Source organism: Streptomyces sp. NPDC091416 (genome assembly GCF_044756845.1).
In the GTDB taxonomy this organism is placed as follows: Bacteria; Actinomycetota; Actinomycetes; order Streptomycetales; family Streptomycetaceae; genus Streptomyces.
The window spans coordinates 241,682-267,748 of record NZ_JBIVTU010000014.1; the positions used below are offsets into that span (position 1 = coordinate 241,682).

24 protein-coding genes and 1 tRNA gene are annotated in these 26,067 nt (G+C 68.8%); 10 read left to right on the forward strand and 15 right to left on the reverse strand.

The window, feature by feature from the left end; translation table 11 throughout:
- Positions 1-439: 439 nt before the first annotated feature.
- Both ACIQMX_RS33970 and ACIQMX_RS33975 read right to left on the reverse strand, forming a co-directional pair.
- Positions 440-1,753, reverse strand: coding sequence for a DUF3631 domain-containing protein (locus tag ACIQMX_RS33970; protein WP_402483907.1), 1,314 nt, complete (start codon positions 1,751-1,753; stop codon positions 440-442).
- A gap of 215 nt (positions 1,754-1,968) precedes the next feature.
- Entirely contained in the window at positions 1,969-2,199 is a 231-nt protein-coding gene (locus ACIQMX_RS33975) for a hypothetical protein (protein ID WP_328900683.1), read from the reverse strand.
- Positions 2,200-2,293: 94 nt separating this feature from the next.
- On the opposite strand from ACIQMX_RS33975, the gene ACIQMX_RS33980 reads away from it, so the two are divergent.
- Both ACIQMX_RS33980 and xerC read left to right on the forward strand, forming a co-directional pair.
- Positions 2,294-2,974, forward strand: coding sequence for a transcriptional regulator (locus ACIQMX_RS33980; protein ID WP_402483909.1), 681 nt, complete (start codon positions 2,294-2,296; stop codon positions 2,972-2,974).
- Positions 2,971-4,632, forward strand: coding sequence for a tyrosine recombinase XerC (gene xerC / locus ACIQMX_RS33985; protein WP_402483911.1), 1,662 nt, complete (start codon positions 2,971-2,973; stop codon positions 4,630-4,632). The genes ACIQMX_RS33980 and xerC overlap by 4 nt, the downstream gene beginning before the upstream one ends.
- A 47-nt stretch (positions 4,633-4,679) precedes the next feature.
- Here xerC and ACIQMX_RS33990 read toward each other — a convergent pair.
- Positions 4,680-4,752 (reverse strand) — tRNA-Arg (locus ACIQMX_RS33990).
- A gap of 499 nt (positions 4,753-5,251) precedes the next feature.
- Entirely contained in the window at positions 5,252-6,952 is a 1,701-nt protein-coding gene (locus tag ACIQMX_RS33995) for an FG-GAP repeat domain-containing protein (protein ID WP_402483913.1), read from the reverse strand.
- A 224-nt stretch (positions 6,953-7,176) separates the two neighbouring features.
- Here ACIQMX_RS33995 and ACIQMX_RS34000 point away from each other — a divergent pair, with 224 nt between their 5' ends.
- The 3 genes from ACIQMX_RS34000 (at position 7,177) to ACIQMX_RS34010 (ending at position 9,791) form a co-directional block, all read left to right on the forward strand.
- On the forward strand, positions 7,177-7,989 hold the full coding sequence (locus ACIQMX_RS34000) for an RHS repeat-associated core domain-containing protein (RefSeq protein WP_402483915.1): 813 nt from the start codon (positions 7,177-7,179) through the stop codon (positions 7,987-7,989).
- 399 nt (positions 7,990-8,388) lie between these two features.
- On the forward strand, positions 8,389-8,691 hold the full coding sequence (locus tag ACIQMX_RS34005; protein ID WP_402483917.1) for a hypothetical protein: 303 nt from the start codon (positions 8,389-8,391) through the stop codon (positions 8,689-8,691).
- A gap of 836 nt (positions 8,692-9,527) precedes the next feature.
- A complete protein-coding gene (locus ACIQMX_RS34010) occupies positions 9,528-9,791 on the forward strand; it encodes a hypothetical protein (protein ID WP_402483919.1) in 264 nt (87 codons plus the stop codon).
- Between the two features lie 273 nt (positions 9,792-10,064).
- Here ACIQMX_RS34010 and ACIQMX_RS34015 read toward each other — a convergent pair whose 3' ends face one another.
- The 10 genes from ACIQMX_RS34015 to ACIQMX_RS34060 all read right to left on the reverse strand — a co-directional run bounded on the left by ACIQMX_RS34015 (position 10,065) and on the right by ACIQMX_RS34060 (position 19,043).
- Positions 10,065-11,582 carry an AMP-binding protein gene (locus tag ACIQMX_RS34015; protein ID WP_363069156.1) on the reverse strand — a complete coding sequence of 506 codons (1,518 nt, stop codon included), beginning with the start codon at positions 11,580-11,582 and terminating at the stop codon, positions 10,065-10,067.
- Complete coding sequence (locus ACIQMX_RS34020) at positions 11,579-12,004, reverse strand: acyl-CoA thioesterase (protein ID WP_363069158.1); 426 nt, start codon at positions 12,002-12,004, stop codon at positions 11,579-11,581. Before ACIQMX_RS34020 ends, ACIQMX_RS34015 begins: the two co-directional genes overlap by 4 nt.
- Positions 12,001-12,339 carry a holo-ACP synthase gene (locus ACIQMX_RS34025; protein ID WP_363069160.1) on the reverse strand — a complete coding sequence of 113 codons (339 nt, stop codon included), beginning with the start codon at positions 12,337-12,339 and terminating at the stop codon, positions 12,001-12,003. The genes ACIQMX_RS34020 and ACIQMX_RS34025 overlap by 4 nt, the downstream gene beginning before the upstream one ends.
- Positions 12,329-13,294: a hypothetical protein gene (locus ACIQMX_RS34030; protein ID WP_363069162.1), complete on the reverse strand. Its 966-nt coding sequence runs from the start codon at positions 13,292-13,294 to the stop codon at positions 12,329-12,331. The genes ACIQMX_RS34025 and ACIQMX_RS34030 overlap by 11 nt, the downstream gene beginning before the upstream one ends.
- A gap of 26 nt (positions 13,295-13,320) precedes the next feature.
- Complete coding sequence (locus ACIQMX_RS34035; RefSeq protein WP_219575382.1) at positions 13,321-13,581, reverse strand: hypothetical protein; 261 nt, start codon at positions 13,579-13,581, stop codon at positions 13,321-13,323.
- A gap of 54 nt (positions 13,582-13,635) precedes the next feature.
- On the reverse strand, positions 13,636-14,238 hold the full coding sequence (locus tag ACIQMX_RS34040; RefSeq protein ID WP_402483923.1) for a TIGR03086 family metal-binding protein: 603 nt from the start codon (positions 14,236-14,238) through the stop codon (positions 13,636-13,638).
- 296 nt (positions 14,239-14,534) lie between these two features.
- Positions 14,535-15,983 (reverse strand): cytochrome P450, encoded by a 1,449-nt coding sequence (locus ACIQMX_RS34045; RefSeq protein ID WP_363069167.1) that lies wholly within the window; start codon positions 15,981-15,983, stop codon positions 14,535-14,537.
- Positions 15,984-16,057: 74 nt separating this feature from the next.
- Positions 16,058-17,398 (reverse strand): PLP-dependent aminotransferase family protein, encoded by a 1,341-nt coding sequence (locus ACIQMX_RS34050; protein WP_402483925.1) that lies wholly within the window; start codon positions 17,396-17,398, stop codon positions 16,058-16,060.
- A 3-nt stretch (positions 17,399-17,401) separates the two neighbouring features.
- Complete coding sequence (locus ACIQMX_RS34055; protein WP_363069169.1) at positions 17,402-18,352, reverse strand: alpha/beta hydrolase; 951 nt, start codon at positions 18,350-18,352, stop codon at positions 17,402-17,404.
- Positions 18,353-18,398: 46 nt separating this feature from the next.
- A complete protein-coding gene (locus ACIQMX_RS34060; RefSeq protein WP_363069171.1) occupies positions 18,399-19,043 on the reverse strand; it encodes a TetR/AcrR family transcriptional regulator in 645 nt (214 codons plus the stop codon).
- 66 nt (positions 19,044-19,109) lie between these two features.
- On the opposite strand from ACIQMX_RS34060, the gene ACIQMX_RS34065 reads away from it, so the two are divergent.
- Both ACIQMX_RS34065 and ACIQMX_RS34070 read left to right on the forward strand, forming a co-directional pair.
- Entirely contained in the window at positions 19,110-20,267 is a 1,158-nt protein-coding gene (locus ACIQMX_RS34065; protein ID WP_402483927.1) for an alpha-hydroxy acid oxidase, read from the forward strand.
- A gap of 436 nt (positions 20,268-20,703) precedes the next feature.
- Positions 20,704-22,008, forward strand: a complete 1,305-nt coding sequence (locus ACIQMX_RS34070) for a class I adenylate-forming enzyme family protein (protein ID WP_402483929.1) — start codon at positions 20,704-20,706, stop codon at positions 22,006-22,008.
- A gap of 5 nt (positions 22,009-22,013) precedes the next feature.
- Here ACIQMX_RS34070 and ACIQMX_RS34075 read toward each other — a convergent pair whose 3' ends face one another.
- On the reverse strand, positions 22,014-22,682 hold the full coding sequence (locus ACIQMX_RS34075) for a 4'-phosphopantetheinyl transferase superfamily protein (RefSeq protein WP_363069175.1): 669 nt from the start codon (positions 22,680-22,682) through the stop codon (positions 22,014-22,016).
- Between the two features lie 17 nt (positions 22,683-22,699).
- On the opposite strand from ACIQMX_RS34075, the gene ACIQMX_RS34080 reads away from it, so the two are divergent.
- The 3 genes from ACIQMX_RS34080 (at position 22,700) to ACIQMX_RS34090 (ending at position 26,056) form a co-directional block, all read left to right on the forward strand.
- On the forward strand, positions 22,700-22,963 hold the full coding sequence (locus ACIQMX_RS34080; RefSeq protein WP_363069177.1) for an acyl carrier protein: 264 nt from the start codon (positions 22,700-22,702) through the stop codon (positions 22,961-22,963).
- 181 nt (positions 22,964-23,144) lie between these two features.
- The gene (locus tag ACIQMX_RS34085; protein WP_402483931.1) at positions 23,145-24,794 is read left to right on the forward strand and encodes a class I adenylate-forming enzyme family protein; all 1,650 of its coding nucleotides are present in this window, start codon (positions 23,145-23,147) and stop codon (positions 24,792-24,794) included.
- A complete protein-coding gene (locus ACIQMX_RS34090) occupies positions 24,791-26,056 on the forward strand; it encodes a beta-ketoacyl-[acyl-carrier-protein] synthase family protein (RefSeq protein WP_363069181.1) in 1,266 nt (421 codons plus the stop codon). The genes ACIQMX_RS34085 and ACIQMX_RS34090 overlap by 4 nt, the downstream gene beginning before the upstream one ends.
- Positions 26,057-26,067 lie beyond the last annotated feature (11 nt).

A 26,067-nucleotide genomic window follows, 5' to 3' on the forward strand; every position in this document is an offset into this window, starting at 1 on the left:
TCTTTGGCGTCTTGGCCGTTGCAAGTGCAGGTCAGGGGCGGTACGGCAGCGGCTCGGGCTGTCCGTCTCGGCGGTGCCGCCAGCCGTCTTCAGCGCTCTCGCAGTACGCCGCAGGCGGTTCGCCGCGCCAGTGCCCCACCGGGGTGCCCCTGTCCCGAGTCGGGACACGGCGTCTGTCCCTGCTCGGGACAGGGGCAACTGTCCCGAGTCGGGACAGCGGCATTGCGTCTTCCGTCTCACTGGCCAGGGCTGTGACCTGCACCGATACGGCAAGGACGCGGGAGACGGTGCAAGACGGATCCGGACGGCGTCTTGGACGGCCACGCCGGTGGCCGTGATCGCGTTGCCGTCTTGGCCCCGGTCGCCGTCTCGCTTGCAGGCCGTATGACCTGCGAGATCACGGCAGGGACGGCAGGGACGGCAACCAGGGCGGCGGGACTCAGCCCCTGCCGGGGGCGGGGCGGGTGCCGACGGGGTGGACAGTGGGGCAGTACCGCCGCCAGCTGTCGAGGAACTTGTTGCGCGTGTAGCCCTTGCGCTGCGTTCCGTCGGCCATCCGGACGTTGCCCGGCCCCACGCCGAAGCCTCGCAGCAGCCTGCCCAACTCACGGGCGTTCAGCCCGCCGCGCCCCCACTCCGCCCACGGACTCTCGGGGTCCTGGCGCAGGTGGTGCAGGAGTTCCTCGGTGGACAGGCTGTCCACCTCCCGCTGGGCAGCGAAGATCCGACGGATGTCGGCGAGGATCCGTGCGCCGCCGGGGTTGTCCTCCTCGGCTGTCACCTCGGCGGCGACCATGCGTGCGCACGCCATTCGAGCCCGTCGCGGCCAAGACCCACCGGCCAGCTCGGCGACGATCACCAAGGGTTCCCAGGTGTCGGCGGCACGGTCCTCGACCGGCATGTCCGGCTCAAGGATTGCCGCCTCCTCCAGGAGCGGCCCGGCCCACGCGTTGACCCGGTCGCGCAGTTCGTGAAGGGCAGGAATGTCACGGCGGGAGCGGAAGGGCTTCACCTTCTCCCCCTCGGCCCGCCGACGCATCCGGATCACGACCGACCGGTCCATGATCGTGTCGGGCAGGTTGCCGATCCCCGCGATGGCCGCCATGGCGAAGGTGGCGAACTTGTGCGGGGTGTGGTCGTTACCGACGACCCGAGTCACGTAACGCCCGCGCTGATGACCGGCGTTGAGCAGGCCACGCGTCTCCTCGTTCCGCTCTGCCTGCTTCGGCGTACCGAAAATGGTGTCTGCCTCGTCCACCAGGAGCGTCGGCGGCTCCTCCTCGGTGATCGAGCGGAAGATCGCCGCCGGCGTGGTGTTGATCGTCAGCATCGGCTCGTGGACCGTCTCGGTCAGCACGTCCAGGAGCCGCGACTTGCCGCACCGCTTCTCCGGTCCCACCACCGCCAGACGCGGCGCGTGCTGCCACGCGGTCTGCAGGTGCGTGGCCACCACCCACAAGGCGATCGCATCGAGCGCCTCCGCTGACGGCGGGATCACGAACTGGGCTATCTGCGAGTGCAGTTCATCCAGCAGCGTGGAGCCCTGCGTCGGCTCCGCGTCGGGGACGTCCTCCAGCCCGCTCGGCGCCTGCGCCTCAGCGGCGCTGTCGGCGGCCGAACCGCCGGTCAGGCCCGGATCGGTGTCCACGGGCTGGGCGGCGCCCAGGTGTGCACCTGGCCGACCAGGGATGGCGGTCGTGGGCCAGCTCGTCTTGGCGGGCTCGGAATAGTCCTTGGGGTTCTCTGGTTCCACTGGGCAGCTCCTCGTCTGGCGGTGGTGGGCTTGCGCGCCCTTGCCGCCGGGTTGGTTCTTGCAGGGCCGATCGGGGTTGCTCGGGCCTCCGGCGTTGCATCGCCGGAGGCCCACCTTGTTCCCTGAGGGAACACGGACCGTACGGCCATACCTGGCAACAGTCCAGCGTTTCTGTGTCAGCTCAACGCAGAACCGTTTGCTACGCTCCCGCCCTTTCACGCAGCCAGACCCAACAGGATCAGCAGATCCGCGGTCACGACCCGATAGGCGTTGCCCAGCCGCAGGACCTTGCACGGGTACGCCCCGCGCTTCGCCAGCTCATACCCCTTGCTCCGCCCGAGCCCAAGAGCGCGATTGCTGGTTTCGAGGTCAACGGCTACCGGTAGGGCCAGCAGGTCCTCACGACTCATCCCTTTCGGCGATCCCTCTGCGGTGTTTTCGCGCATGCGCCATGCCTTTCGGTACAGCCGTCGGCGAACGCGGGCATCACGTCCGGCTCCAGGCAGCCACCAATCAGGATCCACAAGCTAATGTGTCTACATGACACAACGCCGTGTGGATGATGAAGCGGATGACTTCCCGGAGTGGGTGGACCGGGTCCAGGCAAACGTGGCCGGCGAAGTCCGCCGCAGGCGAAAGGAGATGGGGTGGAGCGCGCAGGAGCTGGCCGACCGGTGCGAGCAGCTCGGGCACCCGATCCCGCGCAATGTGATCGCCAACATGGAGTCCGGCCGCAGGGCCGGCCTGCCGCTGGTGGACGTCTTGGTCCTGGCCGCCGCCCTGGAGACGTACCCCGCCTGCCTGATCTTCCCGGTCGGCTACGTCGAGGAGACCCAGGAGCTCCCCTTCCAGAGCCTCGTCCCCACTTGGGACGCGCTGCGTCGCTTCTCCGGCGAACAGGAAGTCTTCGGGCGCGACCTGGGTCTCGTGCCCGACTTCGAAGCCCACACGAGCCTCGTACGCACCGCCCTAGCAGCGCTTGACGAAGAGGAGCAGGCACGGTTCGCGGCCAAGACGGCAACCAGCCGCGCCCAACAGGAAGAAGCCGAACGAAAACGGACCGAGTACGCCGACCAGGCCATCTCGGCCAAGTACAAGCTCCGTCACCTCCGTCGAGACCTCCTCGACGACGGAGCCGTCCCGCCCGACCTCCCACCCTCACTCCACGACGTCGACCCGCCCGAATGGACCCCCGATACCACCACGGAGGAACGCCCTTGAAGGGATCCACCCACCGCCGCTGCTACTGCCGCGACGCCGAGACTGGTAAGCCGCTCGGCAAGAAGTGCCCCAAGCTCACCAGCCGCAAGCATGGCTCCTACTCCGTACGCCAGGAGCTCCCTCCCCGAGCCGATGGCACTCGCCGATCCTTCAGCCGTGCCGGCTACGAGAGCCTCAAGGCCGCCCAAGCCGACCTCGACCACATACGCGCGCTTCTCGGCCTCGCCGACTCCGATGACTCCGAAGGTCTGGATCAGATCGCCGGGTTGCTGGAGAAGGTGGCAGACGAGAAGGCTCCGCTTCCGGACATCGAGTCGACCCGTCGGCGCCTGAGCCACGGCCTGGACCTCACCAGCCGCCTCACGGTCGGCGAGTGGCTGGACATCTGGCTGGCGGGCAAGAAGGGGCGGCAGAGTGCAATCAGCCGCGACGGGAGCAATATTCGCGTCCACCTTCAACCGCGCATCGGGCACGTTCGGCTCGACCGCCTTCGGGTCACTCACCTCTCGGAGATGTTCGAGGCCATCGCCGAGGCCAACGTCGAGATCGCCGAGGGGAACGCCGCACGACGCAAGGCGGTCGAGGATCTCGCACAGATTGCCTGGAAGGGGCGCGAGCCCCGCGCCCGCCGTAAGGCGATGAAAGCGGCCATCGCCGAGATGGACCCCTACCGCCGCATTGTCGGTCCGGCGACGCGGCAACGTGTTCGTTCCACACTGCGGGCAGCGCTGAACGCGGCGATCGCCCAGCAGCTGATCACCTTCAACCCGGCCGCCCACGTCGAGCTGGAGGCCGGCAGGCGCCCCAAGGCGCTTGTGTGGACTGAGGAGCGCATCCTCCATTGGAAGCGCACCGGAGAGAAGCCCTCGCCGGTGATGGTCTGGACGCCGGAACACACCGGGCTCTTCCTCGACCATGTAGCCGAGGACCGGCTGTACGCGCTGTTTCACCTGGTCGCCTTCCGCGGACTTCGGCGAGGCGAGGCGTGCGGTCAGAGGTGGACCGACACGAACCTGGACGCCGGGCTCCTCACGGTCGCCAAGCAACTCGTGGTGAACGGCTGGGAGGTGTACGAGGACGATCCCAAGACCGACGCCGGAGCGCGCACCATCGCCCTCGACTCCGACACCGTCCAGGCCCTCAAGCAGCACCGCGCCCAGCAGGACAAGGACCGCCAGGAGTGGGAGAGCGCCTGGGTGGAGACCGGAAGGGTCTTCACCCGCGAGAACGGAGAACTGCTCCACCCCGCCAACATCACACGGCGGTTCATCGAGCTGCACGAGGAAATCGGTCTTCCGCCGGTCCGGCTCCACGACCTCCGTCACGGTGCCGCGACGCTGGCTCACGCGGCCGGTGCCGGCCTGAAGGACATTCAGGAGATGCTCGGCCACTCCTCGATCACCATCACGTCGGACACGTACACGAGCCTGCTCCCCGAGGCAGATCTGGCGATCGCAGAGGCCGCGGCCCGGCTCGTGCCGCGAGCGCGCGCCACTGCCGAGGGCATCCCGTCCGGGGCTGGCGCCCAGCCAGGCGAGGCTGACGAGTCCGTGCCGGATGGTGCTGATCGGTTGGGGAAAATCCGGGAGATCAACTCTCCGTCCGCTCACGCACCGCTCACGCAAACGGCCTCGGACGAGAAGTCCGAGGCCGAATAAGACCCCTTCCTGGGGGAGAAACCCCAGGTCAGAGCGGTAATGCGTTGTGCCCCCGGCAGGATTCGAACCTGCGACACCCGCTTTAGGAGAGCGGTGCTCTATCCCCTGAGCTACGAAGGCGGGAACTTGCCGAAAACCCTGCCGGAATCCCCAGGGGGATACCGGGCGGAGCGAGGCAAAAGCCCTGGTCAGGCTCCCTTGCGGGCGACGCCGGGCAGGGTCCGGAGGGACGCTTTCCCGGGCGGGCGCACTGAAGGTCGACTGACCGCTGACAGCCTAGCGGATGGGAGTTGCCGAGGTCGCCCCCGTTGTTGCCAAGCGCTGCCATGGGTTGGTGGCATACGTGCTGACCTGGTCTTTTGCTGCCGGTGTGGGTAGGGCTGGGGCTGGTGCGATCAAGGTGTCGGCCGTCTGCGGGTGGCGCGGGAGGTTCGTGCTGGAGCCGAGTCCCGTAGTGAGCGGCCTTGCGACGCCTTCCCGTGCGGGGGAGTCAGCTCCTGGTGCGGTGGAGGGTGCTGCTTCCGTCGGTGCTCACCAGGGTGGGCATCGCTGCCCGCTCCGTGGGGTGGTGGTCGGCGCTTCGGAGGAAGCGCCGACCGGTGTGCGTGCGCCGACCGGATCAGGTGAGGGCGTTGTAGATCGTCCAGCCGGCACCGATACGGGCCCGGGACTGGAGCGGTGCGTTGGCGTTGCTCGTGCCGCGGTAGAGCCACAGGGCGCCGTTGGGGTCGGTGGCGAGCAGGTCGTTGATGCCGTCTCCGGTCGCGTCGCCGGTGCTGACGAGGCGGGTGTACGCGTTCCAGCCGCCGCCGACGCGGGTGCGGGCGGCGTAGGGGGTCTTGATGCTGGAGGTTCCGCGGTAGAGCCAGAGGACGCCGGTGGCGTCGCGGGCGAGGAGGTCCGCCTTGCCGTCGCCTGTGAGGTCCGCCCCGCCGGTGAGCTGGTTGTAGGTGTTCCAGCCGGCTCCGATGCGGGTGCGGGCGGTGAAGGGAGTGGTGGTGCTGTCGGTTCCGCGGTAGAGCCACAGGACGCCGTCGCGGTCGCGGGCGATCAGGTCCGGCTTGTGGTCGCCGGTGATGTCGCCGGGGCCGGTGAGCTGGGTGTAGGTGTTCCAGCCGCCACCGACCTTGCTGCGTGCGGTGAAGGGTTGGGTGATGTCGCCGGTGTCCTTGTAGAGCCAGAGGGTGCCGGTCTTGTCGCGGGCGACGAGGTTGCCGGTGCCGTCGGCCTTGAGCGTGGCGAGTTTGGTGAGGGCGTTGTACGTGTTCCAGCCGCCGCCGACCTTCGCGCGCCGGGTGTAGTGGGCGGGGTCGTTGTCCCGGCTGGACTGGTACTGCCAGAGCGCTCCGGAGCTGTCGCGGCCGTAGAACGCCGCCCGGTCGGCGGTGAAATTGAGGGTTTGGGGCCTGTTGCTGAGCTGGGTTCCATCGGGGTCGAGGGTCTGGAAGATGCCCGAGAGGTGTCCGGCGGGCAGGCCCCAGGCCGCTGTGAAGCGGAGGTGGTCGCTGATCTTGAGCGTGCCTTCTGTCCAGACCTGCTCGGAGATCTCGAGGTACACGGAGCCGTCGGCGCCGATCGTCCAGGGGCGGGCGCTGTAGGTGTTTCCGTCACTGGAGTGCTGGACGTGCACGTCGCGGGTCAGCTGCGCGGCGGTGTAGCCGGCCTTGGCGACCTGCTGTGCGGTGAAGAGCAGTCGGAGCCGGGTGGAAGGCGGCGGGGTGCTCAGCTGCATCAGGGTGTCCAGACGGACGCCCGCGGCTTTTGTCGTTCCCGCCGCGACTGTGTAGCTGCCCGGCCACTGCCAGTACGGGATCACGCTCGGCTTTCTGATGTGGACGTTGGCGTGTGCGGGGTTGATCGGTATGCGACTGCCGGTGGCGCCGTCGATGTAGTAGGCGTTGATGTTCAGACCGTCGCCCACGTATCCGTCCGCGGTGACCTGTACGTGCAGTGACCCCGGGGTGAGCGGGGCGCCGGGTATGCCGTCGTGATCGCTGTCCTCCTTGCCGAAGCGGAAGGTGACCAGGGAGTCGTCGGCGTAGACGGGATCAGGGGCCAGGACCGCCCCGGTGTCGTCGGTGACGGTCAGGTGGGCTGCGTTCTCGGTGGTCAGATCGAGTTCGACGAAGCTGTCGGCGGTGGGCGGGGTGGTGAGGGTGATGTCGATGTCCTCGGGGGTACCGACCGTGTCGATGGTGTCCGAGGTGCGCAGGGTCATGGCGACGGCAGCGGCGTTGGCCGTGGTCAGCGGGGTGACGCCGAGCGCCGTGCCGATGAGTGCCGCGGTGAGAGCGGCGCGGTGCCGCTTGGTGAGACGCATGACGGAGCCCTTTCAGAACCGGTCACCGTTTGGTGGCCAGGCGGCGGAGAAGGAGTATCGCTCAAAGGGGCGTGCGCGAAAGCAGCAGTGAGAAGGTGATCACGGCGAACCGGTGGACATATGCGACCGAGTTCTGTCGTGTGTCAGGCCCCAGCGGGGGGCCTGACACACGACATTCAGGTCAACTGAGCGATGTGAAACCGCTCCAGCCTCCTGGTCCTACCATGGCCCCGCCGGCGAGGTCAGAGTGCAGCACCCTCACCCTCCCCGACGGCAACGAGCTCACCGTCGCCGCCAACGGCACCAAGACCGGCACCCGCTACTACACCCACAACGGCGAAACCGTCGCCATGCGCACCGGCGGAACCATCTCCTACCTCATCAGCGACCACCAGGGCACCGCGATGACCGCCGTCACCGTCGTCACCCTCGCCCTGACACGCCGCAAGCAACTACCCTTCGGGCAACTCCGAACCGAACAATCCAGCGTTTTCGGCACCCGCGGCTACGTCGGCGGCACCAACGACCCCACCGGCCTCACCCACCTCGGCGCCCGCGAATACGACCCCACCCTCGGCCGCTTCCTCAGCGTCGACATCAACCAACCAGCCCAGATGAACGCCTACAGCTACGCCCACAACAACCCACTCACCCTCTCCGACCCCGACGGCCTCTGCCCCGCAGACCTCTGCGGCAACGGCTACCCCATCGGCGGCACCGGCCAGGTCAAGGGCGACAAAACTCGCTACACCAAAAACACCTCCACGGGAAACCGGTGGAAACTCGGCCCCTACGTCAGCAAGAGCGGGAAAGCCGTCACCTTCCCAGGCAAGAAGACCAAACAGCAAGCAGACGCTATGCGCCGGGCCAAGGACGCAATCGCCGCCGCAAAGAAGGCTGCAGATAAGGAACGCCGGAAGCGGGATGGAATTTTCGGTAAAATCAAGAGTGGGCTAAATGATGTTAAGGGTGCGGCGAATGGCGTTTCATCGGGTTTGTCAAGTGCGGTTGGTGGTTACGCAAAGGATCATTGGTGAGGTATAGCGCAGGTGGCAATAGTAGTGGTTGGGACTGTAGCCATCGGTGTCTGCACAGCGGCTACAGCAGGGGTATGCGCAGGGGCGGGAGGCATAATTTTGAGTGCGGCGATCGGCGCATCGCAGGGTATTGCGACATATGGGGTATCTGGCGGGCAGCATAGTGCAGAGGGATATGCGCAGTCTGGCTTGGGAGTAAGCCCTCCAATGCTCAACCAGGATCGTGATTGATCGAATTTGAGAGAGTCGAGAATCATGGAAGAGCAGCAACTACGGGTCATTCGAAACGAAAGCGGCTCAAAGACCCCTACGTCCGCTCGCCTCCTTCTTTGGTATGCAAAGAGGCGTAGGAAGTCGGGGCTGCTCTTCCAATGTGCAATGCGAGACAATTTTCGCAGCATGACGCTCAAGTGGTCGATCGTGACGATTGAGTGGGGAGGAAAGGCGCTTTGCGAGATGAGCGGTACTACGTTCAAGCGCCCCATGTTCGTGGACTTGCCGCCAGGGGAGTACGAGCTCGCCTTTCGTGTTATCCGGGCACGCAGGAATCGCGGTACTGTGTTTCGCGAAAAAGTGCTCCTTCGCGAGGGCGATATTCTCCTGGCCCTGTGTGAACCGATCCAGCCGAATGTGTTTTATCGGAAGAGCCCGACGGAAGACACCTGGAGGATCCGCCTAGTGGAGTCCGACCCTCGGGCATGACCGTCCGCGACCTGGCACCCAATTAAGAGGATGTCTTACGTGGTGGTCTGTTGATACAGCATCATGCCGCATCAACAGACCACCACGTGAGACATCCTCCTATTCTGTGCGCTGCCATTTCAGGCGAGCGCTCTCTGGACGTAGCGATCGAGCGTTTACCGTGTGGCCATCGATGGGGTGACGGCGACGAGGGCGCAGCGCACGAGAGCGAGGTGCCCCGATGCCGACACCTGAACGTCAGGTCGCGTGCGGTCTGCAGGTGGAAGTGGACTGCCACGCAAGGGCGCCCTCGCGATGAAGCACGGCGTGCACGAAGAAGCGAGATGACGAGCAGCGCCGCCAGAAGGAAGGCATCTGGAGCAGCATCAAGAAGTCTTGTTTCGGCCGAGCTGTGAGTTCGGCTGGGAAGAAGGTTTTGGATAACCGTGGAAACATCGTAAAGACGGCCGCTGGTGCAGCATTCTTGGCATGCACTGTGGGTGCAGCCGGCGTTTGCGCAGCTGTAGGTACTGCAGCATTTCCCCTATCTGTAGCGAATCGCGGTATCGCTTTCAGTCAGAGTGGAAAAAGGGTGGCGACTGGGCAGCCTTTGGCAGTGGCGTGGCGATAGATATGGTTGGCTGGAGAGTCAACGTGGTGAGACAACCAGGAATGTTCATCAAGAAAATTCCCCTCCTCGTGGCGCTTTTCACTCGAGCCGGACAGGCGCGCCTATATCAACAAACTTCAGCCTTGGGTTTGGGGAACGCTAGGCTGGTGAAGTCTAGATGTTGCGCCACATCGGCCGATGTGGCGCAACATCTAGACCATGGCAAACCTTAAAGGAGAATATTTCTGTGGCGGTTAATGTAACTCCTGACGGGATTCCCGTGGTGGGAGTTCTCGTCATGGTGGGGCTCTTTGGATTCTTTGTCTGGGATTCGCTGAGATTGCCCGCCGGGCTCTGGTTTCGTTGGTTCATGCCTATCGGACTCCTGCCGTTTATGGCGGGGGCTAACTTTGACGTCATATGGCTAATTTTGATCGGAGTTCTCGTGATGGCTACTGGCTTCGGCATGGGGAAAAGCTGGCGTCAGAAGAATCATGTGAACTGGTTCTAGGGTTGACCATAAAGGTCCTCTAGAACTGACGTGCGGCGATGCTCGGTGCGTTCCAGGAATGGCCATGGAACGTTTTCAGTCGCCTGCTTAGCAGCGGTCTGACCTGCGCTTTCAGGGTTTTCTGCAAGCCCCACGAAGGCGGGGCTCAGCCGCTCACAACCTGGTGGATAGGGGCTGCGGAGGCCGCCCCGGTAGTCGCCGTGCGCGGCCGGGCTTCGGGTGAGGGTGTCCGCGCTGGGGGTTTTCCCCTGGGGTGTGCGGGGCCGTCGGGCGTCAGCCCAGCGTGCCCTGTTCCAGTTGCGCGGCCATGTGGGTGCGGGCCGGCTTGCCGCTCGCTGTTCGGGCGACCGCGCTGTGGGACACCTCCATCACGCGCTCCGGGGCCATGCCGAAGTCGGCGGCGATGCGGGTGGCCACCTGGGTGGTGTCGATGTGCTGGGAGCGTTCGGGGACGACGACGACGGCGAACGAGTCGGCGGACGGCAGCACCACGCATTCGGCGACGCCGGGGACCGTTGCCGCGACCTGTTCGATGTCCGTGGCGAAGATGTTCACGCCGCTGACGGAGATGCGGTCGCCGCGGCGGCCGCTCAGGTGGAGGCGGCCCGAGCGCAGGCATCCCAGGTCGCCCGTGTCGAACCAGGTGGTGCGGTGGTCGGTGGTTCCGTCGTAGCCGTCGAACAGCGTGGCGCCGCGCAGTTGTACCGCGCCGACCTCCGCCTCCGCGCAGTCGAGGCCCGACTCGTCCACGATGCGCAGGTCCAGGCCGGGCATGGTCCGGCCGAGGCAGGCGGATGTGGTGGGGCCGTCCGTGCGGAAGCTGGTCGCGGCGTCGACGTAGCGGTGTGAGGTGGCCATCAGGGCGGCCTCGGCGAGGCCGTAGCAGAAGACCAGGGCCGTGGGGTCGAACCCCCAGGGGCCGGCGGCCTCCAGGAAGGTGCGTACGGACTGCGGGCGGATGGGCTCGGCGCCGCAGAACACGGTGCGCCAGACGCCGAGCAGCCCCGGGTCGACCGCTTCCCGGTCCGTGGCCGCCTCGTCGATCCGGGCCGCGAGGTAGCGCAGCATGAAGTCGGGCAGGGCGCTGTGGACGCTTTCCGCGTCGCGCATGAGCCGCAGGGCCGCCATGGGTCTGCGCAGGAAGGTGCCCGGGTCCTCGACCACCAGGTCGATGCCCTGGACCAGGGAGGTCAGCACGCCGATGAGGCCCATGTCGTGGTGGAGCGGCAGGGCGATCAGGCCGGCGTGGCCCGGCTTCATGCCCGCGACGACGCGGATGGCCTGGATGTTGCCGAGTACGGCCCGGTGGCTGAGCGGGATGGGGCGGGGCATTCCGGTGGAGCCGCTCGTGTACTGGACGAACGCGAGGCCGTCACGGTCTCCCGGAGCGGGCTCGGGCGTGGCGCGGGGGCGGAGCACCAGCTGGAGTTCGTTCAGGCCGTGTCCGGCGATGCGGAAGGCGTGGCGCACGTGCTGCTGCTGCGTCACCCTCGCGAAGTACTGCGCGGTGATCGCGCCCGGGACGCGCGGCTTCACGGAGACGGGGACCGCGCCCATGTGCATGAGGCCCAGGAGGGCGAGTACGCCCTCGCGGGAACTGCCGATGCGGATCATCACCCGGTCCCCGGGCCGTACCCCCTGCTGCACGAAGCCGCCGGCGACGGCCGCGATCTGTTCGGCGAACGCGGGGTAGGTCAGGCGCTCCCGCTTGGCGGAGGTGCCGAAGGTGACGGTCGCGTCCTGGCGGTGGGCCTGTCCGGCGACGGCTTCCTGAAGTGTGTTCGTGGTCATGCCACCCTCCCGGGCGTGCTCAACAGCGCCTGAAGGTCCGCCCGGTGGATCTTCTTGGTGTCGCGGTCGACGAGCCCCAGCCGGACCTTGCCCCGGGCGGCCACCGTGCCGTCGGTCCGTTCGATGTCCTGGTTCAGCGTGAAGCTGTACGCGGACTGGCCCGCCAGCGACGTACGGACGACGAGGTGGCCCACCGGGTCCCAGTCGACGGTCTTGAGGTAGTCCAGCTGGAGCTGGAGCACGACGGCGACCAGGGAGCTGTCGCGCAGGTCGGCGCCCAGGGCGAGTCCCCACTGCCAGCGCCCCGACTCCAGGAGCTGGACGTGCACGCTGTTGTTCAGGTGCCCGGCCCAGTCGAAGTCGTTGGGGCGCAGGGCGATTTCGCAGGTGTGCTCGAAATCCTGTGGTGTGACGGCGTTCATGGGGTCGGGCCTCCGCTCCGTGCCGGTCCGGTCAGGAGGACGACCACCGCACCGGCGAGATCGCCGGTGTGGCTGATCGACAGTTCCACGGCGAGGTCCTGCTGCAGGCGCCACCGGTCGATCGGCCCGTGCAGCTGGATCCTGGGCTGCCCCGCGGGACCGTGCACCACCTCGATGTCGGGGAAGGTGTGGTCCGGGGCGCCGCCCAGGGAGCCGATGGCCTTGACGAAGGCCTCCTTGGCCGAGAACAGTCCGGCCAAGGAGGCGTGCGGGTCGGGGCGGGAGTGGCAGTGCGCCAGCTCGCCGGCGGTGAACAGCGCGCCGCTAGTGAGCAAGTGCCGCTTCGCGCGCAGCTCCGTCACGGACTGCAGATCGAATCCGGTCGACATCGTTCGTGCGGAGGCTGGCGAAGTAGGCACGCTTGAGGTCCTCATACGATTGGGTCTGGATGCCGGTCACCTCGCGGACCAGGGCGAACACGCTGGTCAGCTTCTTGGCGTGGATCGACCCCTCGTGCAGTGCGTCGTCGGCGAGCGCGAACTCCTCGTCGCCGGAGCGGGTCCGCTCCCACCAGTTGACGTGGCCCTGGCGCTCGGTCTGGGCCTCACGTGCCGCACCGAAGGTCTCGCCCCCGTCGGGGCGGACCCAGGTGTACGCCATCGACAGGACGTCCTTCACGGGATAGACGCCGGTGTCCACCAGGGCCTTGGCGAAGGAGGCGAAGTACTGCCGGTGCTGCACCTCGTCCTTCATCACCGTGTGGAAGACGTCGCGTACCAGGGCGTCCTCGGTGGCGCGGGACTGCCAGCCGTACGACACACAGGCTTCGATCTCCACGCACGCCTGGAGCATGCAGACCCGCACGTAGTTGTCCATCGGGAGCTCGCCCCGGCACTCGATCACTTCGTCCTCGTCGATGGGGTCGATGCCCGCCATCTCCATGAGGCGGCCGAAGGCGATCTCGTGGTGCGCCTCCTCCTCCAGCCAGTAGCGGGCCGACCAGGCCGCGGCGATGTGCAGGACGTCGGCGCCGAGCGGGTTGGACTCGCGGATCTCGTTGGCCAGCTTCACGCCGTCGACCGCCAGCCGGAGGCCGGCCGGCTGGGTGGTCAGTTCGGCGCGGGAGGCGTGCCACAGAGCGGCCTTGTCGCCGGCGCGCGGCCGGTCGAGGCGGCGGCCGTCGAAGAGGCTGTCCGTTCCCCAGCGCCGCTGCTCGTGGTAGCTCTGCTGGACGCGCAGCACATCGGTGATGGTGGCCCCGGCGCGGAGCTCCTTGGCTATGTCGGTCATGATCAGCACGGTTCGCGCCTTCCGGTTCAGGAGGAGGTGGTGGCGAGCTGCTTGCCGAGGGCCGACACGACTTCCTCGGCGGTGTGGTCGAGGGTCATCGTGGGCAGTTCGACGTCGTCGTCGACACCGACGTCGGCGAGCGCCCCGGCGAACGCGTCCAGCAGGTCGATGGAGTTGATGGCGCTCGGCGAGGCGACCAGGACGGCGGAGAGCGGCTGGCCGGCGAACACCTCTTCCTCGGTCAGGCCGAGCCGGCGTGCGACATGCGTTCTGAGGTCGGCGAGCATGCGTGTCTCCCTGTGGATGTCGGGGTGTGGGCGGGCGGGACGTTCGAGCGCGCCCTAGCGGGGGGCCGGGGCGGACCAGTCGGGCGAGCGCCCGAGCGTGGTCAGGACCAGGTCGAGCGAGTGCGCGCCGGGCGCCGTGGGCAGGGCCGGGCGGAACTGGGCGTCCGGGCCGAGCCGGCGTTCGTCGTCCGGTACGCGCAGGGCGATCACCAGGGCGGCGTCGACGGTGCCCTCGTCCAGGTCGAGGCTCACGCCGAGGGTCCGGGCCAGGTCCCAGCCGTGGACCACGTGGTCGAGGAAGTGGAACCCGATCGCGACCGTGGCGGGGAAGCTCCGCGTGTCGCTGATCTCGGGGAGGCTGAACTCGCGGGTGAGTACGGCCTGTTCGGCGAAGGCCGCGAGGGCCGCCTCGGACGCGGCGCGGTAGGACTTCAGCGGATCGTCGACGGGTGGGCCGGGGTGCCAGGCGGCGAGGCCCGTCCTGATTCCCGCGGCGGCGGCCGCGAAGCCGTGGTGTTGGGCCGTCATATGGGCCACCAGCTGGTGCAGCGTCCAGTCGGCGCACGGCGTGGGCCGGTCCCAGTCCTCGGGGGCCGCCTGCTCCAGGATGCGCAGGGTCTCCAGCACGGCCGCTCGGTCCAGCTTCCGGATGTCCATACGGATCCTTTCGGCGAGTGTGGGCACACGCAGCCGCCTCTCCGGTGGAGTGCGCGAGCAGAAAAACAATAGCACGACCGTACGTTTAGTTAGTGTGTTGCGGGGAGGCAGGTGAGGGGGCGGGTCGGTGGGTGTTGTGAGCAGGGCGGTTCCGGCCGGGGGAGGGCTTCCCCCGGCCGGAAGCGGCGGGTGCCGGGGTGCCGGTGTGCCGGCCGGTCCCGGTGCGGGGAACGGGCGCGGGTCCGTGGTTTCGACCAGGTCGCGAGCCCGGCCTGACCCGGACGAGAAGCCCCAGGTCAGGAAAGTACGCGGGTGATCCGGCAGCGCGCCGTACCGGCCACCCGGAGGCTGATTCCCGCGGCGACCGCGAGATCGGTGTCCACGGCCTCGAACTCGTACGACCGCAGGATCATCGCCATGGCGATCACCGCCTCCAGCATCGAGAAGTGCTGCCCGATGCAGGCGCGCGGACCTCCGCCGAAGGGGTAGTAGGCGTAGCGCGGGCGGGTCGCCTCCGCCTCCGGGGTGAACCGGTCGGGGTCGAAGCGCTCCGGGTCCGGCCAGTAGCGGGGGTGGCGGTGGGTGGCCCACGGGACCAGCATGACGTCGGCGCCCGCCGGGATGGTGTGGCCGTCGATCTCGCTCGCGGCGACCGCGCGCCGGCCGGTGACGGGAGCCGCCGGGTAGAGCCGCATCGCCTCCTTGAGTACGCGCATCAGGTACGGGAGACGGTCGAAGTCGGAGGCGTCCGGCGTCCGGTCGCCGAGGACGCGGCCGATCTCGTCACGGGCCCGGGTCTGGATCTCCGGGTGGGTGGCCAGCAGATGCAGGGCGAACGCCATCGAGGTGGCCGTCGACTCGTGCCCGGCGAGCAGGAAGATGAGCATCTGGTCGCGCAGTTCGGTGGCGTCGAGCTCCCCGTCCTCCTCGTTCGTGGCGGCGGCGAGCAGGGAGAGCAGATCGTCGCCCTGGGGGGCCTCGGCGCTGCGCCGCTCGGCGACGATCCGGTCGCACACCCCGTACAGCTCGTTCACCGCGGCGGCGGCCCGCCTGTTGCCCGGGGTGGGCCAGTTGCGGGGGAGGGTCGCCGGGGAGTAGCCGCGGCGCATCGTGTACTCGGTGATGACCGGGAAGCAGCGGTCGACCACGTCGATGGTGGCCTCCACGTCGGTGCCGAACAGGATCCGGGCCACCGCGCGCAGCGCGAGGCGCATCATCTCGTGGGAGAGCTCGACGACGCCGTCCGGTGCCTGCTCCCAGGAGGCGAGGGTCGCCTCGGTCTCGGTGACGACGGCTCCCGCGTACCCGTCCACCCGGCGCTTGGTGAACAGTGGTTGCACCAGGCGTCGTTGGCGCAGGTAGTCGTCGTCCTGGCTGGTCAGCAGGCCGTTGCCGAAGGAGTCGCGGATCTCCTGGTAGAAGTGGTTGTCCTTGCGGAAGTTGGCCGCCTGCGATCCCAGTACCTGGTGGGCGCCCTCCGCGGAGAACACGCAGTGCATCTCGGCGCGCAGTCCGGGCGGGCCCGCGGTGATCCGTACGACGTCGCCGTGCGCGTGCATCGCGCGTAAGTACGTGCCGAGCGAGTCCGACTTCATGTCGAAGAGCGAGCCGAGCAGTGGAACCCCGGCGAGCGTGGGTATGGCCGCGGGGGCGCCGGCGGCGCTGCCCGGGGACGGCTCGGGCGGGCTGGGAGGTTCCGGGCGGGGACGGGCGTCCGACGCGTCGGATTGCTGTCGTTGACTCATGCCGATTCGGCTCCTTGTCGCAGGTGGTTCCGTCGCCGTCGCCGGCGCTGTCTCCGTCGTGGGCCCGCTGGTCCCTACCGGCCTGCGCGGGACGCCTGTCCGGTGATGAACTCGGCCAGTCTGCTGACGCCGTCCTTGATCTGTTCCGGAGTCAGCGCGCTGCAGGAGAGCCGGAGCTGGGTGCTTCCGCCGCCGTCGAGGTAGAAGTCGCTCATCGGCGTCCAGAGCACCCCGTAGTTCCGTGCCGAGTGTTCGAGCGCCTTGGTGTCGGCGAGGAACGGGACGGTGACGACGAGGAAGAACCCGCCGTCCGGCCTGTTCCAGCCGACCCCGAGTTCGCGGCGGCGGTCGGCGGGGAAGTGCCGCTCCAGCTCGTCCAGGAGGGTGTTCAGATTGGTGCGGTAGAAGGCGATGGCATCGGCGTTGGCCGCGCGGAGCCGACAGCCGGACTCGATGAGCAGCCCGCCGATGACGGCCTGGCTGAGGGCCGAGGTGTTGACCGTCGTCATGCTCTTGATCTTGGACAACTGGTCGGCGAGCAGCGTGCGTTCGCCGGCCGGTCCGATGACCTCCTGGTCGGCGACGACATAGCCGACGCGCGCGCCAGGCAGCGCGGTCTTCGAGAACGATCCGAGGTGCAGGACCCGCCGCTCGCGGTCCAGCGCCTTGAGCGTGGGCCTGGAGGATCCTTCGCGTACGAAGAACCCGTAGGGATCGTCCTCCAGGATCAGCAGGTCCTCCTGAGCGGCGATCTCCAGGAGCTGCTCGCGGGCGGCGACGGTCATGCTCGCGCCCGACGGGTTGGCGAAGTCCGGCACCACGTACAGGGCGCGGGGCCGTCCCCCTGCCGCCCGGGTCTGCCGTACAGCGGCCAGGATCGCCTCCGGGTCCGGTCCGGCGGGGCCTTCCTGGACGGGGCACAGCGCGATGTCCAGCAGCCGGGCCGCGCCGGTGACCCCGACGTAGCAGGGAGAGCTGACGAGCAGGGTGTCCTCGGGCCGGGCGAACAGGGCGCGCAGCGTGAGCAGCATCGCCTCCTGGCAGCCGGTCGTGACGACGACCGACTCCGGACTGACGTGGATGGACTCGTCGTTGGCCAGGGTGCGGGCGATGAGGTCGTGGATGATGCCGTTGGTCCGGCCGTACTGGAACAGCTGGGTGCGGACCCGGTCCTGGGACCAGCCGAGTTCGTGCTCCAGGTGGTCGGTGTAGGTCCGGAGGTGGCGCGCCGGGTCGTCCGTGGCGAAGTTGCCGGCGGACGGTCTGCCCGGGGCGAAGGAGAGGGCATCGGGGAAGCGGGAGACGACCTCGTTCAGGAAGTTCATCGCGTCGAGCACCGGATCGGTGAGGGACGCGTGCAGTTCGGTGAGGTCGAGGGGCACGGCGGCCCGGACGGGGTCGGTGCTGTCGCCCATGGGTCAGCCTCTCGTCGGGGTGTCGGCGAAGGTCCTGCGCAGGTAGGCCGCGGCCTGCCCGATGGCGCGGCGTCCCGCGTCCAGGCTGCCGGCCATGGCGAAGAAGCCGTGGGCCACGCCCGGGTAGCGGGTCGACTCGACGAGGACGCCGCAGTCGCGCAGCCGCACGGCGTACTGCTCGCCCTCGTCACGCAGCGGGTCGTACTCGGCGGTGATCACCAGCGCGGGCGGCAGACCGGAGTGGTCGGGGGCCCGCAGCGGCGAGACGAGCGGGTGGGCGCCGTCCTCGGGGGATGCCAGGTAGTTGTCCCAGTACCACTGCACGGACTTGTCGTTGAAGAGCAGCGGGTCGGTGTTCTCCCGGCGCGAGAGGGTGTCCGCGAGGTGGTCCGTGTTCGGGTAGACGAGCACCTGGGCGAGCAGGTCCGGACCCTTGGCCTCCTTGGCCATCAGGGTCACGGCGGCGGCGAGGTTGCCTCCGGCGCTGTCGCCGCCGACGGCCACGCGCGTGGTGTCGCCGCCGAAGCGGCCGCCGTGCTCGACGGCCCAGCGCACGCCGGCGAAGCAGTCGTCGGGGGCGGCGGGGAACTTGTGCTCCGGCGCGAGCCGGTAGCCCACCGCGATGGTCAGGCAGCCGGCGGCGTTGGCCAGGCTCCGGCAGATCGCGTCGCTGGTCTCGATGGATCCCAGCGTCCAGCCGCCGCCGAAGAAGTAGACGAGGATCGGCAGCGGGCCCTCGCCCTCGGGCCGGTAGATCCGGACGGGAAGCGGCCCGTCCGGACCGGGAATCGACTCGTCGGTCACCTCACGCACCGGCTCGGGGGTTCCCGCGTCGGCCTGGATGGCGGCGAGGTCGGCTGCCCGGGCCTCGTCGAGCGTCATGGTGTAGAGCGGCCGGACGTCCTGCGCCGTGCGCTGGTCGTACAGGGCCTGGAACTGTGGGTCGAATGGCATGGTGCCTCCGGGACATGGCTCACGGTCCGCGGGACCGCGGACGGTGTCAGGGTCTGTCGGGCAGCAGTGAGGGGTCCGTCGTCACGCCGTGCAGGCGGGTCAGGATGCCGTTGGCCGCCCTGCTGTAACAGGTGAAGTTCTTGTGCAGTACCGATTCGGCGTTGGCCATCTCCAGGAGGGCGACGAGCTCGAACGCGAGCTGCGGGATGTCCGTGTCGTCCCGGACCTCTCCCACCTGCCGGGCGTCGTCGATCGTCTGCTCGACGAAGGAGAACCAGTTGCTGTGCGCCGCGGCGACCGTGTCGTGCACCCTGCCCTCGCGGGCGTCGTACTCGGCCGAGACCGAGTAGAAGAAGCAGCCTCCCGGGAAGACGCGCTGCTCGGAATAGGTCAGCCAGTTGCGGCAGAGCAGCAGGATCCGGCCAAGTCCTGCGGGCAGTTCACGGGTCGGCTGCACCACGTGCTCGATGAGGACCTTGATGGCGGCGTGCACGGTGGCGACCTGAAGCTCCTCCTTCGAGCCGAACAGGGCGAACACCCCGCTCTTGCTCAGCTTGAGTTCATTGGCCAGCCGTCCCAGGGACAGCCCTTCGAGGCCTTCGACCGATGCGATGCCTACCGCATGCTGCAGGATCAACTGCCTGGTCTGGTTGCCGCGTTCGATCCGTCCATCAGGGCGCGCCAGAGTCACGCGACACCTCCTCATCTCCCTTGCGGGGATCACCTCCCCGTGCGGCGGGCCCGCCCACTGTACTAAGTGGACGACCGTGCGGTCATTGTGCAAGAGTACATTTACCGTACGGCCGTGCGGTTAGTTGTAACGGGGGGATGCAGAGTGGCGGAGTTGGCCTTACGCGACTACGAGGCTTCGGCCAGGGAGCGGCTGTCCGGTCCGGTGTGGGACTTCCTGGAGGGCGGCAGCGGCACCGAGTCGATGCTGACCTCGGGGCGTGACGCGCTCGACCGGCTCCGGCTGCGGCCCCGGTGTCTCGTGGACGTCTCGGCGTGCGATCCCGGCACGACGCTGCTCGGCGCCCGCCTGGCGGTCCCGCTGGGTATCGCTCCCGTGGCCTACCACCAACTCGCGCACCCCGAGGGCGAGGTGGCCACCGCGCGTGCCGCCGGCGCCGTGGGCGCGCTCCTCACGGTCAGTATGTTCGCCAGCCGCACGATCGAGGACATCGCGGCGGCGGCGACCGGCCCGCTCTGGTTGCAGCTCTACTGGCTGAAGCGGCGCGAGTCGATGATCGACCTGGTCCGGCGGGCGGAGAACGCGGGGTTCCGGGCGCTGGTGCTGACGGTCGACGCTCCGGTCGTGGCGCATCGGCCGCGGGACGCGCGGAACGGGTTCGCCGTTCCGGCGGGAATCCGTGCGGTGAACGTCGACCCTTCCGTCATGTCCGCCTCGCACGAGGCGGAGGCGGGGGAGTCCGCTATCGCGAGGCATTCGAGGGAGCAATTCGACCCCTCGATTACCTGGGAAGATCTCGAATGGCTGCGCGGGCGCACCTCGCTGCCGCTGGTATTGAAGGGCGTCCTCTCGGGCGAAGACGCCGTCCGGGCCGTCGAGTGCGGAATCGAAGGGCTTGTCGTCTCGAACCACGGAGGCCGGCAGCTGGACTTCGCGCTGCCTGCGGCCGATGCCCTGCCGGAGATCGCCGAAGCCGTCGCAGGCCGATGTCGGCTGATCCTGGACGGAGCGGTTCGGCATGGCGCCGATATCGCAAAAGGGTTGTGTCTGGGTGCGGACGCCGTCTTTGTCGGGCGTCCCGCGCTCTGGGGTCTCGCGCATTCCGGAAGTGACGGGGCCGAGGCCGTACTGCGGACCCTGCGGGACGAGTTCACCGAGGTCATGGCCCTGATGGGTGCTCCTCGCGTCAGTGATTTCCGCAGTTCGGGAATTGTTCGCCGCTGAGTCGGGCCGAACTGGCCGGGCTCCGGGGCGTACTCGCCCGGGTCGAATCAAACGTATACGGCAGTCACGTCGAACCTCATTCATTTTTTGTTCACCAAATGAATGAGGGCTTTTGGCGTGGCCGAAAAAGGTTTTCCGATGCCGCGATCAGGGCTACCAGCGAGTATTATTTTGCTTCAGGCTTTACTTGATTACTCGCTGGTAGTCCGCAAGCATGAATGTGTCGCCAGGGGGAATGTGGTGGCACTGTACGTCCGTATTGCCGATGGACAGAGTCGTCCGATCGCAAGTCGGGTCGTTCCGCAATCTGTGATAGGTGGGGATTCCTGTGGGGGGAACGGTGCCCAGCGGGCCCGTTTGCGCCGAGGGCGCCTGGGTCGACGAGATATTACTTCAGGGGGAAGGGCGGGATATCGCCCTCCATCTGGGTGAACCCGTGAGCCGGGCGCAGCTTCGGATCCTGGTCGAGGAGCAGCAGCAGCGCCTTCAGGCGGCCGGACTGGTCGCCGGAGGCAGTGTCGCCGTACGGCTGCCGCCCTCGCTCGGCTGTATCGTCGCGATGCTGGCGGGCTGGCGCACCGGGGCCCAAGTAGTCCTGCTGGACTACCGGTTGACGACCCATGAGGTCGGCATGGCGGTCGCACGCCTGTTGCCGCAGCTGGTCGTCGAGCCGGTTGCCGAGGTCAGTGGCACACTGCGCGGATTCTTCGAGGTCGACACCCGTGTCACCCCGCTGCGCGGCGGCCGGCCGGCTGCCACGGAACACATACTCCTTCAGCTGAGCTCGGGCTCCACGGGCCCGTCCAAGGTCATCGGCCGTACCGCGGCCAGCCTCCTCGCGGAGATCGACCGGTACGGACGGCTCGACGGATTCCCGCGCCGCGGCGAACGCACGGTGGTGCTCGCCTCGATCGTCCATGTGCTCGGCCTGGTGGGCGGGCTGCTCTACGGACTCGCCAGCGGAACGCAGGTGGTGCTGCCCAGGCGGCAGACCGTCGACGGCATCCTCAAGGCCGTGGCGGCGGGCAGCGAGCCGACGACCGTCCTCGGTGTCCCGTCCCAGGCGGCCGTGCTCGCCGCGGCCCAGAACCCACCGCGACTTCCCCAGCTGCGCCGCATGATCACCGGAGGCGAGCTGGTCAAGCCGGCCGTCCGGGACCGCTTCATCCAGGGCTACCGTGCCGAACTCGGCGCCATGTACGGCATGACCGAGGCCGGCGTCATCGCCACCGACCTCACCGGAGCCAGCAGCCCCGGCCTGACCCCGGCGCCCGGACTGCGGGTGCGGGTCGAGGGCGACGAGATCCTGCTCGGCCTGCCGGCCACACCGTACGTCGGACTGGCCGACCCGAGCCGGTACGTGGACGGCTGGCTGCGCACGAAGGACGCCGGAAGCTTCGACGAGGCGACGGGCCTGCTGACGGTCCACGGCCGGCTCGACTCCCAGGTGTCCATCGGCGGACTCAAGGTGGACCTCTCCGAGATCGAGGCGTCCATCTCCGCGCTGCCCGGCGTCACCGAGGCCGTGGTCGTGCACGGCACCGGCATCGAGGCGTTCGTGACGGTCACCGAACAGGCCGCCTTCGACGGTCTCGCCGCCTGTCTGGCGTCCCGCCTGGCGCCCTACAAGCGGCCGCGCACCCTCAACCTCCTGCCGGAACTCCCGCGCACCGCGACGGGGAAGCCGGTGCGGAACACCGAGATCCTGCGCGCCGCCGTCCGGTCGGCAGCCACCGTGTGACCAGGTCAGGTGTACGCGACGGGGGAGACCTGATGAAGCCTGAGACGTACGGGAGCGGGGCGCGGCCCGGCCTCGCCACCACCGTGCCGGGCGACACCGACGACAAGACGTCCGTCCCCGACGACGGCGGCCGCCGACGCGGTCTCCGGATCGCCGGGCAGCGGCCGCAGGACCGGCGGGGCGCCCTCGACGGGAGGCCAGGGCTCCGGCAGCGGAACCCGGCGGCTCATGCCTCCCCGGCGCAGCCCCCGGCCGAGCGCCTTGCCGGCCGACTCCTTCTGCGTCCACAACCACAGGAAGGCGACTGACCGGTCCTCCTCGGGCAGACCCGCCACCCAGGCCGCCTCGACCGGGGCGAGCCAGGCCCGCGCCATCGCCTCGGCCCTGAGCCGGCGTACGACTTCCACGTCCACACCCACAGGGGACCCGCCGGTCAGCGCGACGGCCAGTGCCCCGCGCGCATGAGTGACGCTGACCCGCAGCGCCTCGCCGGCGCCGCCGAGAACCGGGCGGCCGTCCTCCATGTGCGTCAACCAGAGCTCGGACAGCGGGACATCGAGCATGTCGGCTGCGGTCCGCACCAGCAAGGTGTGCGCCTTCCGACGCTCGTCCCCATCCGTGGTGCACCACAGCACCGTCACCGTGTCCGGGGCCAGTCCCGGGTGCATGTCCATGAAGAGGAGTCAATCAAATGTCCACTGAGGTCGAGAAGTTCATCATCGAGGCTCTGGCGAACATGAACTACGACGTTTCGGATGTCACCGGCGACACCCCGCTGGGCCCGGCCGGTCTGGACCTGGAGTCGCTCTCCGTGGCCGAGGTCGCCATCCAGGTCGAGGACACCTACGGCGTGAAGTTCGAAGAGGACGAGATGGAGACCGTCGCGCTGCTGACGGTCGCGGGCCTGGTCAAGGAGATCGTCGACCGGGTCGCTGCCGCCGCCCCGGCCAAGTGAGCCCACGGCCGGTCCCGTACGCCCGGGAGTCAAGCCCTTCCTGCCCGCTCGCCTCCGGGCACGGGCGGGAGGGCGCGGCACGGGACCGGTAGGCGCGGCAGCAGGCCGCGCCCCCCTGTACACCCCGCCCGCAGCGCGTCGTACCCGAAGAGTCCGATTCAGAAAGTGGAGACACCGAGGAATGAATCCGAAGAACGAGCGCGTGGAATTCGCGGCCGATCAAGGGCTGGGCGTCGGCAACGTGGTGACCACACTCCTTGAGCGGGGCACCGGCCTCGACGCGCCGACGCTGACCTTCGACACCGACGTGGACGGGCACCCGGCCTGGCAGGCCCTGTCACTGGCACAGCTGGGCGAGCGGGTGGCGGCCCGGGCGGCCACGCTGCACGAGCTCGGCATCAAGCCCCGGGACCCGGTCGCGGTCTTCGTGACGACCGGTGCCGACCAGGTGCTCAGCTATCTGGCCCTGGTCCGGCTGGGCGCGATCCCCGCCCTCGTCAACGGCAAGGTCGCCGCCGAGCTCGCCGCCGAGTACATCAAGCGGCTGCGCGCGGTCGGCGTCATCGCCGACACCGCGCACAGCGAGGCGCTGTCCGCCGCCGGATCCACGACCCCGCTGCTCGCGGACCCGGCCGACCTCGGCAAGGGCGACCCGGACGCGGCCCCCAAGCCCTACCGGCACCACGGCAGCGAGCCCGCCGTCATCACCCACTCCTCCGGGACCACGGGCCTGCCCAAGGCCGTGACCCACACCCACCACAGCCTGTTCGCGGCCATCCGGCACCGCCTGACCCTGCCCAAGGGCCAGGGCATCGACCGGATGCTGGGCGCCCTCCCGTCCGCGCACGCGGCCACGGTCATCGCCGTGAACCTCGCGCTGACCAACCGCGCCCAGCTGGCCGTCCTCTCGCAGCAGACCGCCGGACCGGTGCTCGACGCCATCGAGTCCTGGCAGCCGCTCAGTGTGCTCGGCTTCGCCACCACCTGGTCCGAGCTGGCCGGCATCGACCTGTCGACGCGCAAGCTGGACTCCGTCGGCACCTGGTGGAACACCGGCGACTGCGCGCACGAGGCGCACATCCGCAAGCTCATCGCCGTCGGCACGCGGGATTCCGTCACCTCGAAGGGCCGCGTCCGCGTCGCCGGCTCGTTCTTCGTGGACGGTCTCGGCTCGTCGGAGATGGGGCACTCCCAGTTCTTCATCACCCACACGTCCGAAACGGCCCGGTACGGACGGTGCATCGGCAAGCCGCACGCCTTCTCCGACGTGGCGGTCATGGACGACGACGGCGAGAAGCTCGGCACCGGCCAGGTCGGTCAGCTCGTCATCAACGCGCCCACGCTGTCGCCCGGTTACTGGAACGACTCCGTGACCACCTACCGCACCCGCCGGGACGGCTACTTCCTCACCGGCGACCTCGTCTTCCGGGACCAGGAGGGGTACTACTACCACGTCGACCGCCTGGTGGACGCCGTGGACCTCGGTGAGGGCAGGAAGCTCTTCACGATGCTCTGCGAGGAGCAGGTCCTCGCGCAGTGCCCGGACGTGCGCGAGTGCACCGTCGTCGCCCTGCGGACGGAAGGCCGGGTCGTCACCTCGGTCCTGCTGGTCCTCGACCCGGCGGCTGACCAGGACGCCGACCGTACCGAGGAGGTGCTCGCCGCCCTCGACCCCCATGTCCGCCGCACCGTCGAGCGCGTGGTCGTCGTCGACCCCGAGAGCATTCCGCTCGGGGCCACCGGCAAGGTCCGCAAGATCCTGCTGCGCCAGCGCTTCCTCGACGGTGAGCTGCTCGGCACCGAGAAGACCGCCCAGGAGGTGGGCGCATGAGCGGGGGCACCTCGGAGTCGGCCGCCGTCATCACGGGCATCGGCACCTTCACCTCGCTGGGCCGCGGCGCGGCGGACACCTTCGACGCGCTGTGCCACGGCAAGTCCGGCCTGGTCAGGCCGCCGGAGGGACACCTCCTCGACGGAAGCGTGGACGTGGCCGGCATCGCGCCGGACATCTCTGCCGGTGAGGTGCTGCCGCCGAGCGAGGGCCGCCTCGTCGACCGCTACGCCCTGATGGCCCTGGCCGCGGCGGACGACGCGATGGCCGACGCGGGCCTGGTCGTCGGGCGCGACGCCGACCCGCACCGGGTCGCGGTGATCATCTCCAGCGGGGCGGGCGGTCTGTCCACGTACGAGGCGCAGTCGCTGGCGCGTGCGGAGCGCGGCCCGACCGCGGTCAGCCCCTATCTGCTCCCGGGCATGCTGCCGAACATGGCGGCCGCCCGGATCGCCATCAAGTACGGCATCCGCGGCTGGAGTTCGGCGATCGCGACCGCGTGCGCCGCCGGTGCCCACGCGGTGGCGGAGGCGGCGCGGCTGATCCGCTACGGCGAGGCCGATGTGGTGGTCTGCGGCGGCTCCGAGGCCCCGCTGAACCCCACGTCCGCGCTGGCGTTCGCGCACGCCCGGGCGCTGTCCCACGGCTGGGAGGACCCGGAGGCGGCCAGCCGCCCCTTCGACCGGCGCCGCAACGGGTTCGTGCTGGCCGAGGGCGCGGGCGTGCTCGTCGTCGAGCGGGCCGACCACGCCCGGGCTCGCGGTGCGGCGGGCTATGCCGATCTCCTGGGCTGGGGCGCCACCACCGACGCGTACCGGCCCACGGCGCCGCGCCCCGACGGTGAGGGCGCCGCGATGAGCATGCGCGGGGCGCTCGCCAAGGCCGGGCTCGCCCCGCAGGACGTCGGTTACGTCAACGCGCACGGTACGTCGACCAAGCTGGGCGACATCGCGGAGACGAAGGCCGTCCACGCCGTCTTCGGCGACCACGCGCCGGCCGTCAGCAGCACGAAGTCGATGACGGGCCACCTGCTCGGCGGTTCCGGGGCGCTGGAGGCGGCCGTCTGCGCGCTGGCGATCTCGCAGGGCCGGATGCCCCCGACGCACAACCTCGACGAGGTGGACCCGGCCTGCGATCTGGACCACGTGCGCGGCGAGGCCAGGCATCAGCGGATCGAGGCCGCGATCTCCAACTCGTTCGCCTTCGGCGGTCACAACGTCAGCCTCCTGCTCGGTGCGGCAAGTACCCCCAAGAAGCGCTAGAGGAAAGGGAA

Bases quoted from the DNA above. Each gene is read 5' to 3' on its own strand.
- ACIQMX_RS34090 (WP_363069181.1), top strand. From the start codon at position 24,791: ATGAGCGGGGGCACCTCGGAGTCGGCCGCCGTCATCACGGGCATCGGC.
- ACIQMX_RS34055 (WP_363069169.1), bottom strand. From the start codon at position 18,352: ATGCCATTCGACCCACAGTTCCAGGCCCTGTACGACCAGCGCACGGCG.
- ACIQMX_RS34020 (WP_363069158.1), bottom strand. From the start codon at position 12,004: ATGAACGCCGTCACACCACAGGATTTCGAGCACACCTGCGAAATCGCC.
- ACIQMX_RS34030 (WP_363069162.1), bottom strand. From the start codon at position 13,294: ATGACCGACATAGCCAAGGAGCTCCGCGCCGGGGCCACCATCACCGAT.
- ACIQMX_RS34005 (WP_402483917.1), top strand. From the start codon at position 8,389: ATGACGCTCAAGTGGTCGATCGTGACGATTGAGTGGGGAGGAAAGGCG.
- ACIQMX_RS34050 (WP_402483925.1), bottom strand. From the start codon at position 17,398: ATGGGCGACAGCACCGACCCCGTCCGGGCCGCCGTGCCCCTCGACCTC.
- ACIQMX_RS34000 (WP_402483915.1), top strand. From the start codon at position 7,177: ATGGCCCCGCCGGCGAGGTCAGAGTGCAGCACCCTCACCCTCCCCGAC.
- ACIQMX_RS34040 (WP_402483923.1), bottom strand. From the start codon at position 14,238: ATGGACATCCGGAAGCTGGACCGAGCGGCCGTGCTGGAGACCCTGCGC.
- ACIQMX_RS34035 (WP_219575382.1), bottom strand. From the start codon at position 13,581: ATGCTCGCCGACCTCAGAACGCATGTCGCACGCCGGCTCGGCCTGACC.
- ACIQMX_RS34085 (WP_402483931.1), top strand. From the start codon at position 23,145: ATGAATCCGAAGAACGAGCGCGTGGAATTCGCGGCCGATCAAGGGCTG.
- ACIQMX_RS34075 (WP_363069175.1), bottom strand. From the start codon at position 22,682: ATGGACATGCACCCGGGACTGGCCCCGGACACGGTGACGGTGCTGTGG.
- ACIQMX_RS34045 (WP_363069167.1), bottom strand. From the start codon at position 15,983: ATGAGTCAACGACAGCAATCCGACGCGTCGGACGCCCGTCCCCGCCCG.
- ACIQMX_RS34015 (WP_363069156.1), bottom strand. From the start codon at position 11,582: ATGACCACGAACACACTTCAGGAAGCCGTCGCCGGACAGGCCCACCGC.
- ACIQMX_RS33995 (WP_402483913.1), bottom strand. From the start codon at position 6,952: ATGCGTCTCACCAAGCGGCACCGCGCCGCTCTCACCGCGGCACTCATC.
- ACIQMX_RS33980 (WP_402483909.1), top strand. From the start codon at position 2,294: ATGACACAACGCCGTGTGGATGATGAAGCGGATGACTTCCCGGAGTGG.
- ACIQMX_RS34080 (WP_363069177.1), top strand. From the start codon at position 22,700: ATGTCCACTGAGGTCGAGAAGTTCATCATCGAGGCTCTGGCGAACATG.
- ACIQMX_RS33975 (WP_328900683.1), bottom strand. From the start codon at position 2,199: ATGCGCGAAAACACCGCAGAGGGATCGCCGAAAGGGATGAGTCGTGAG.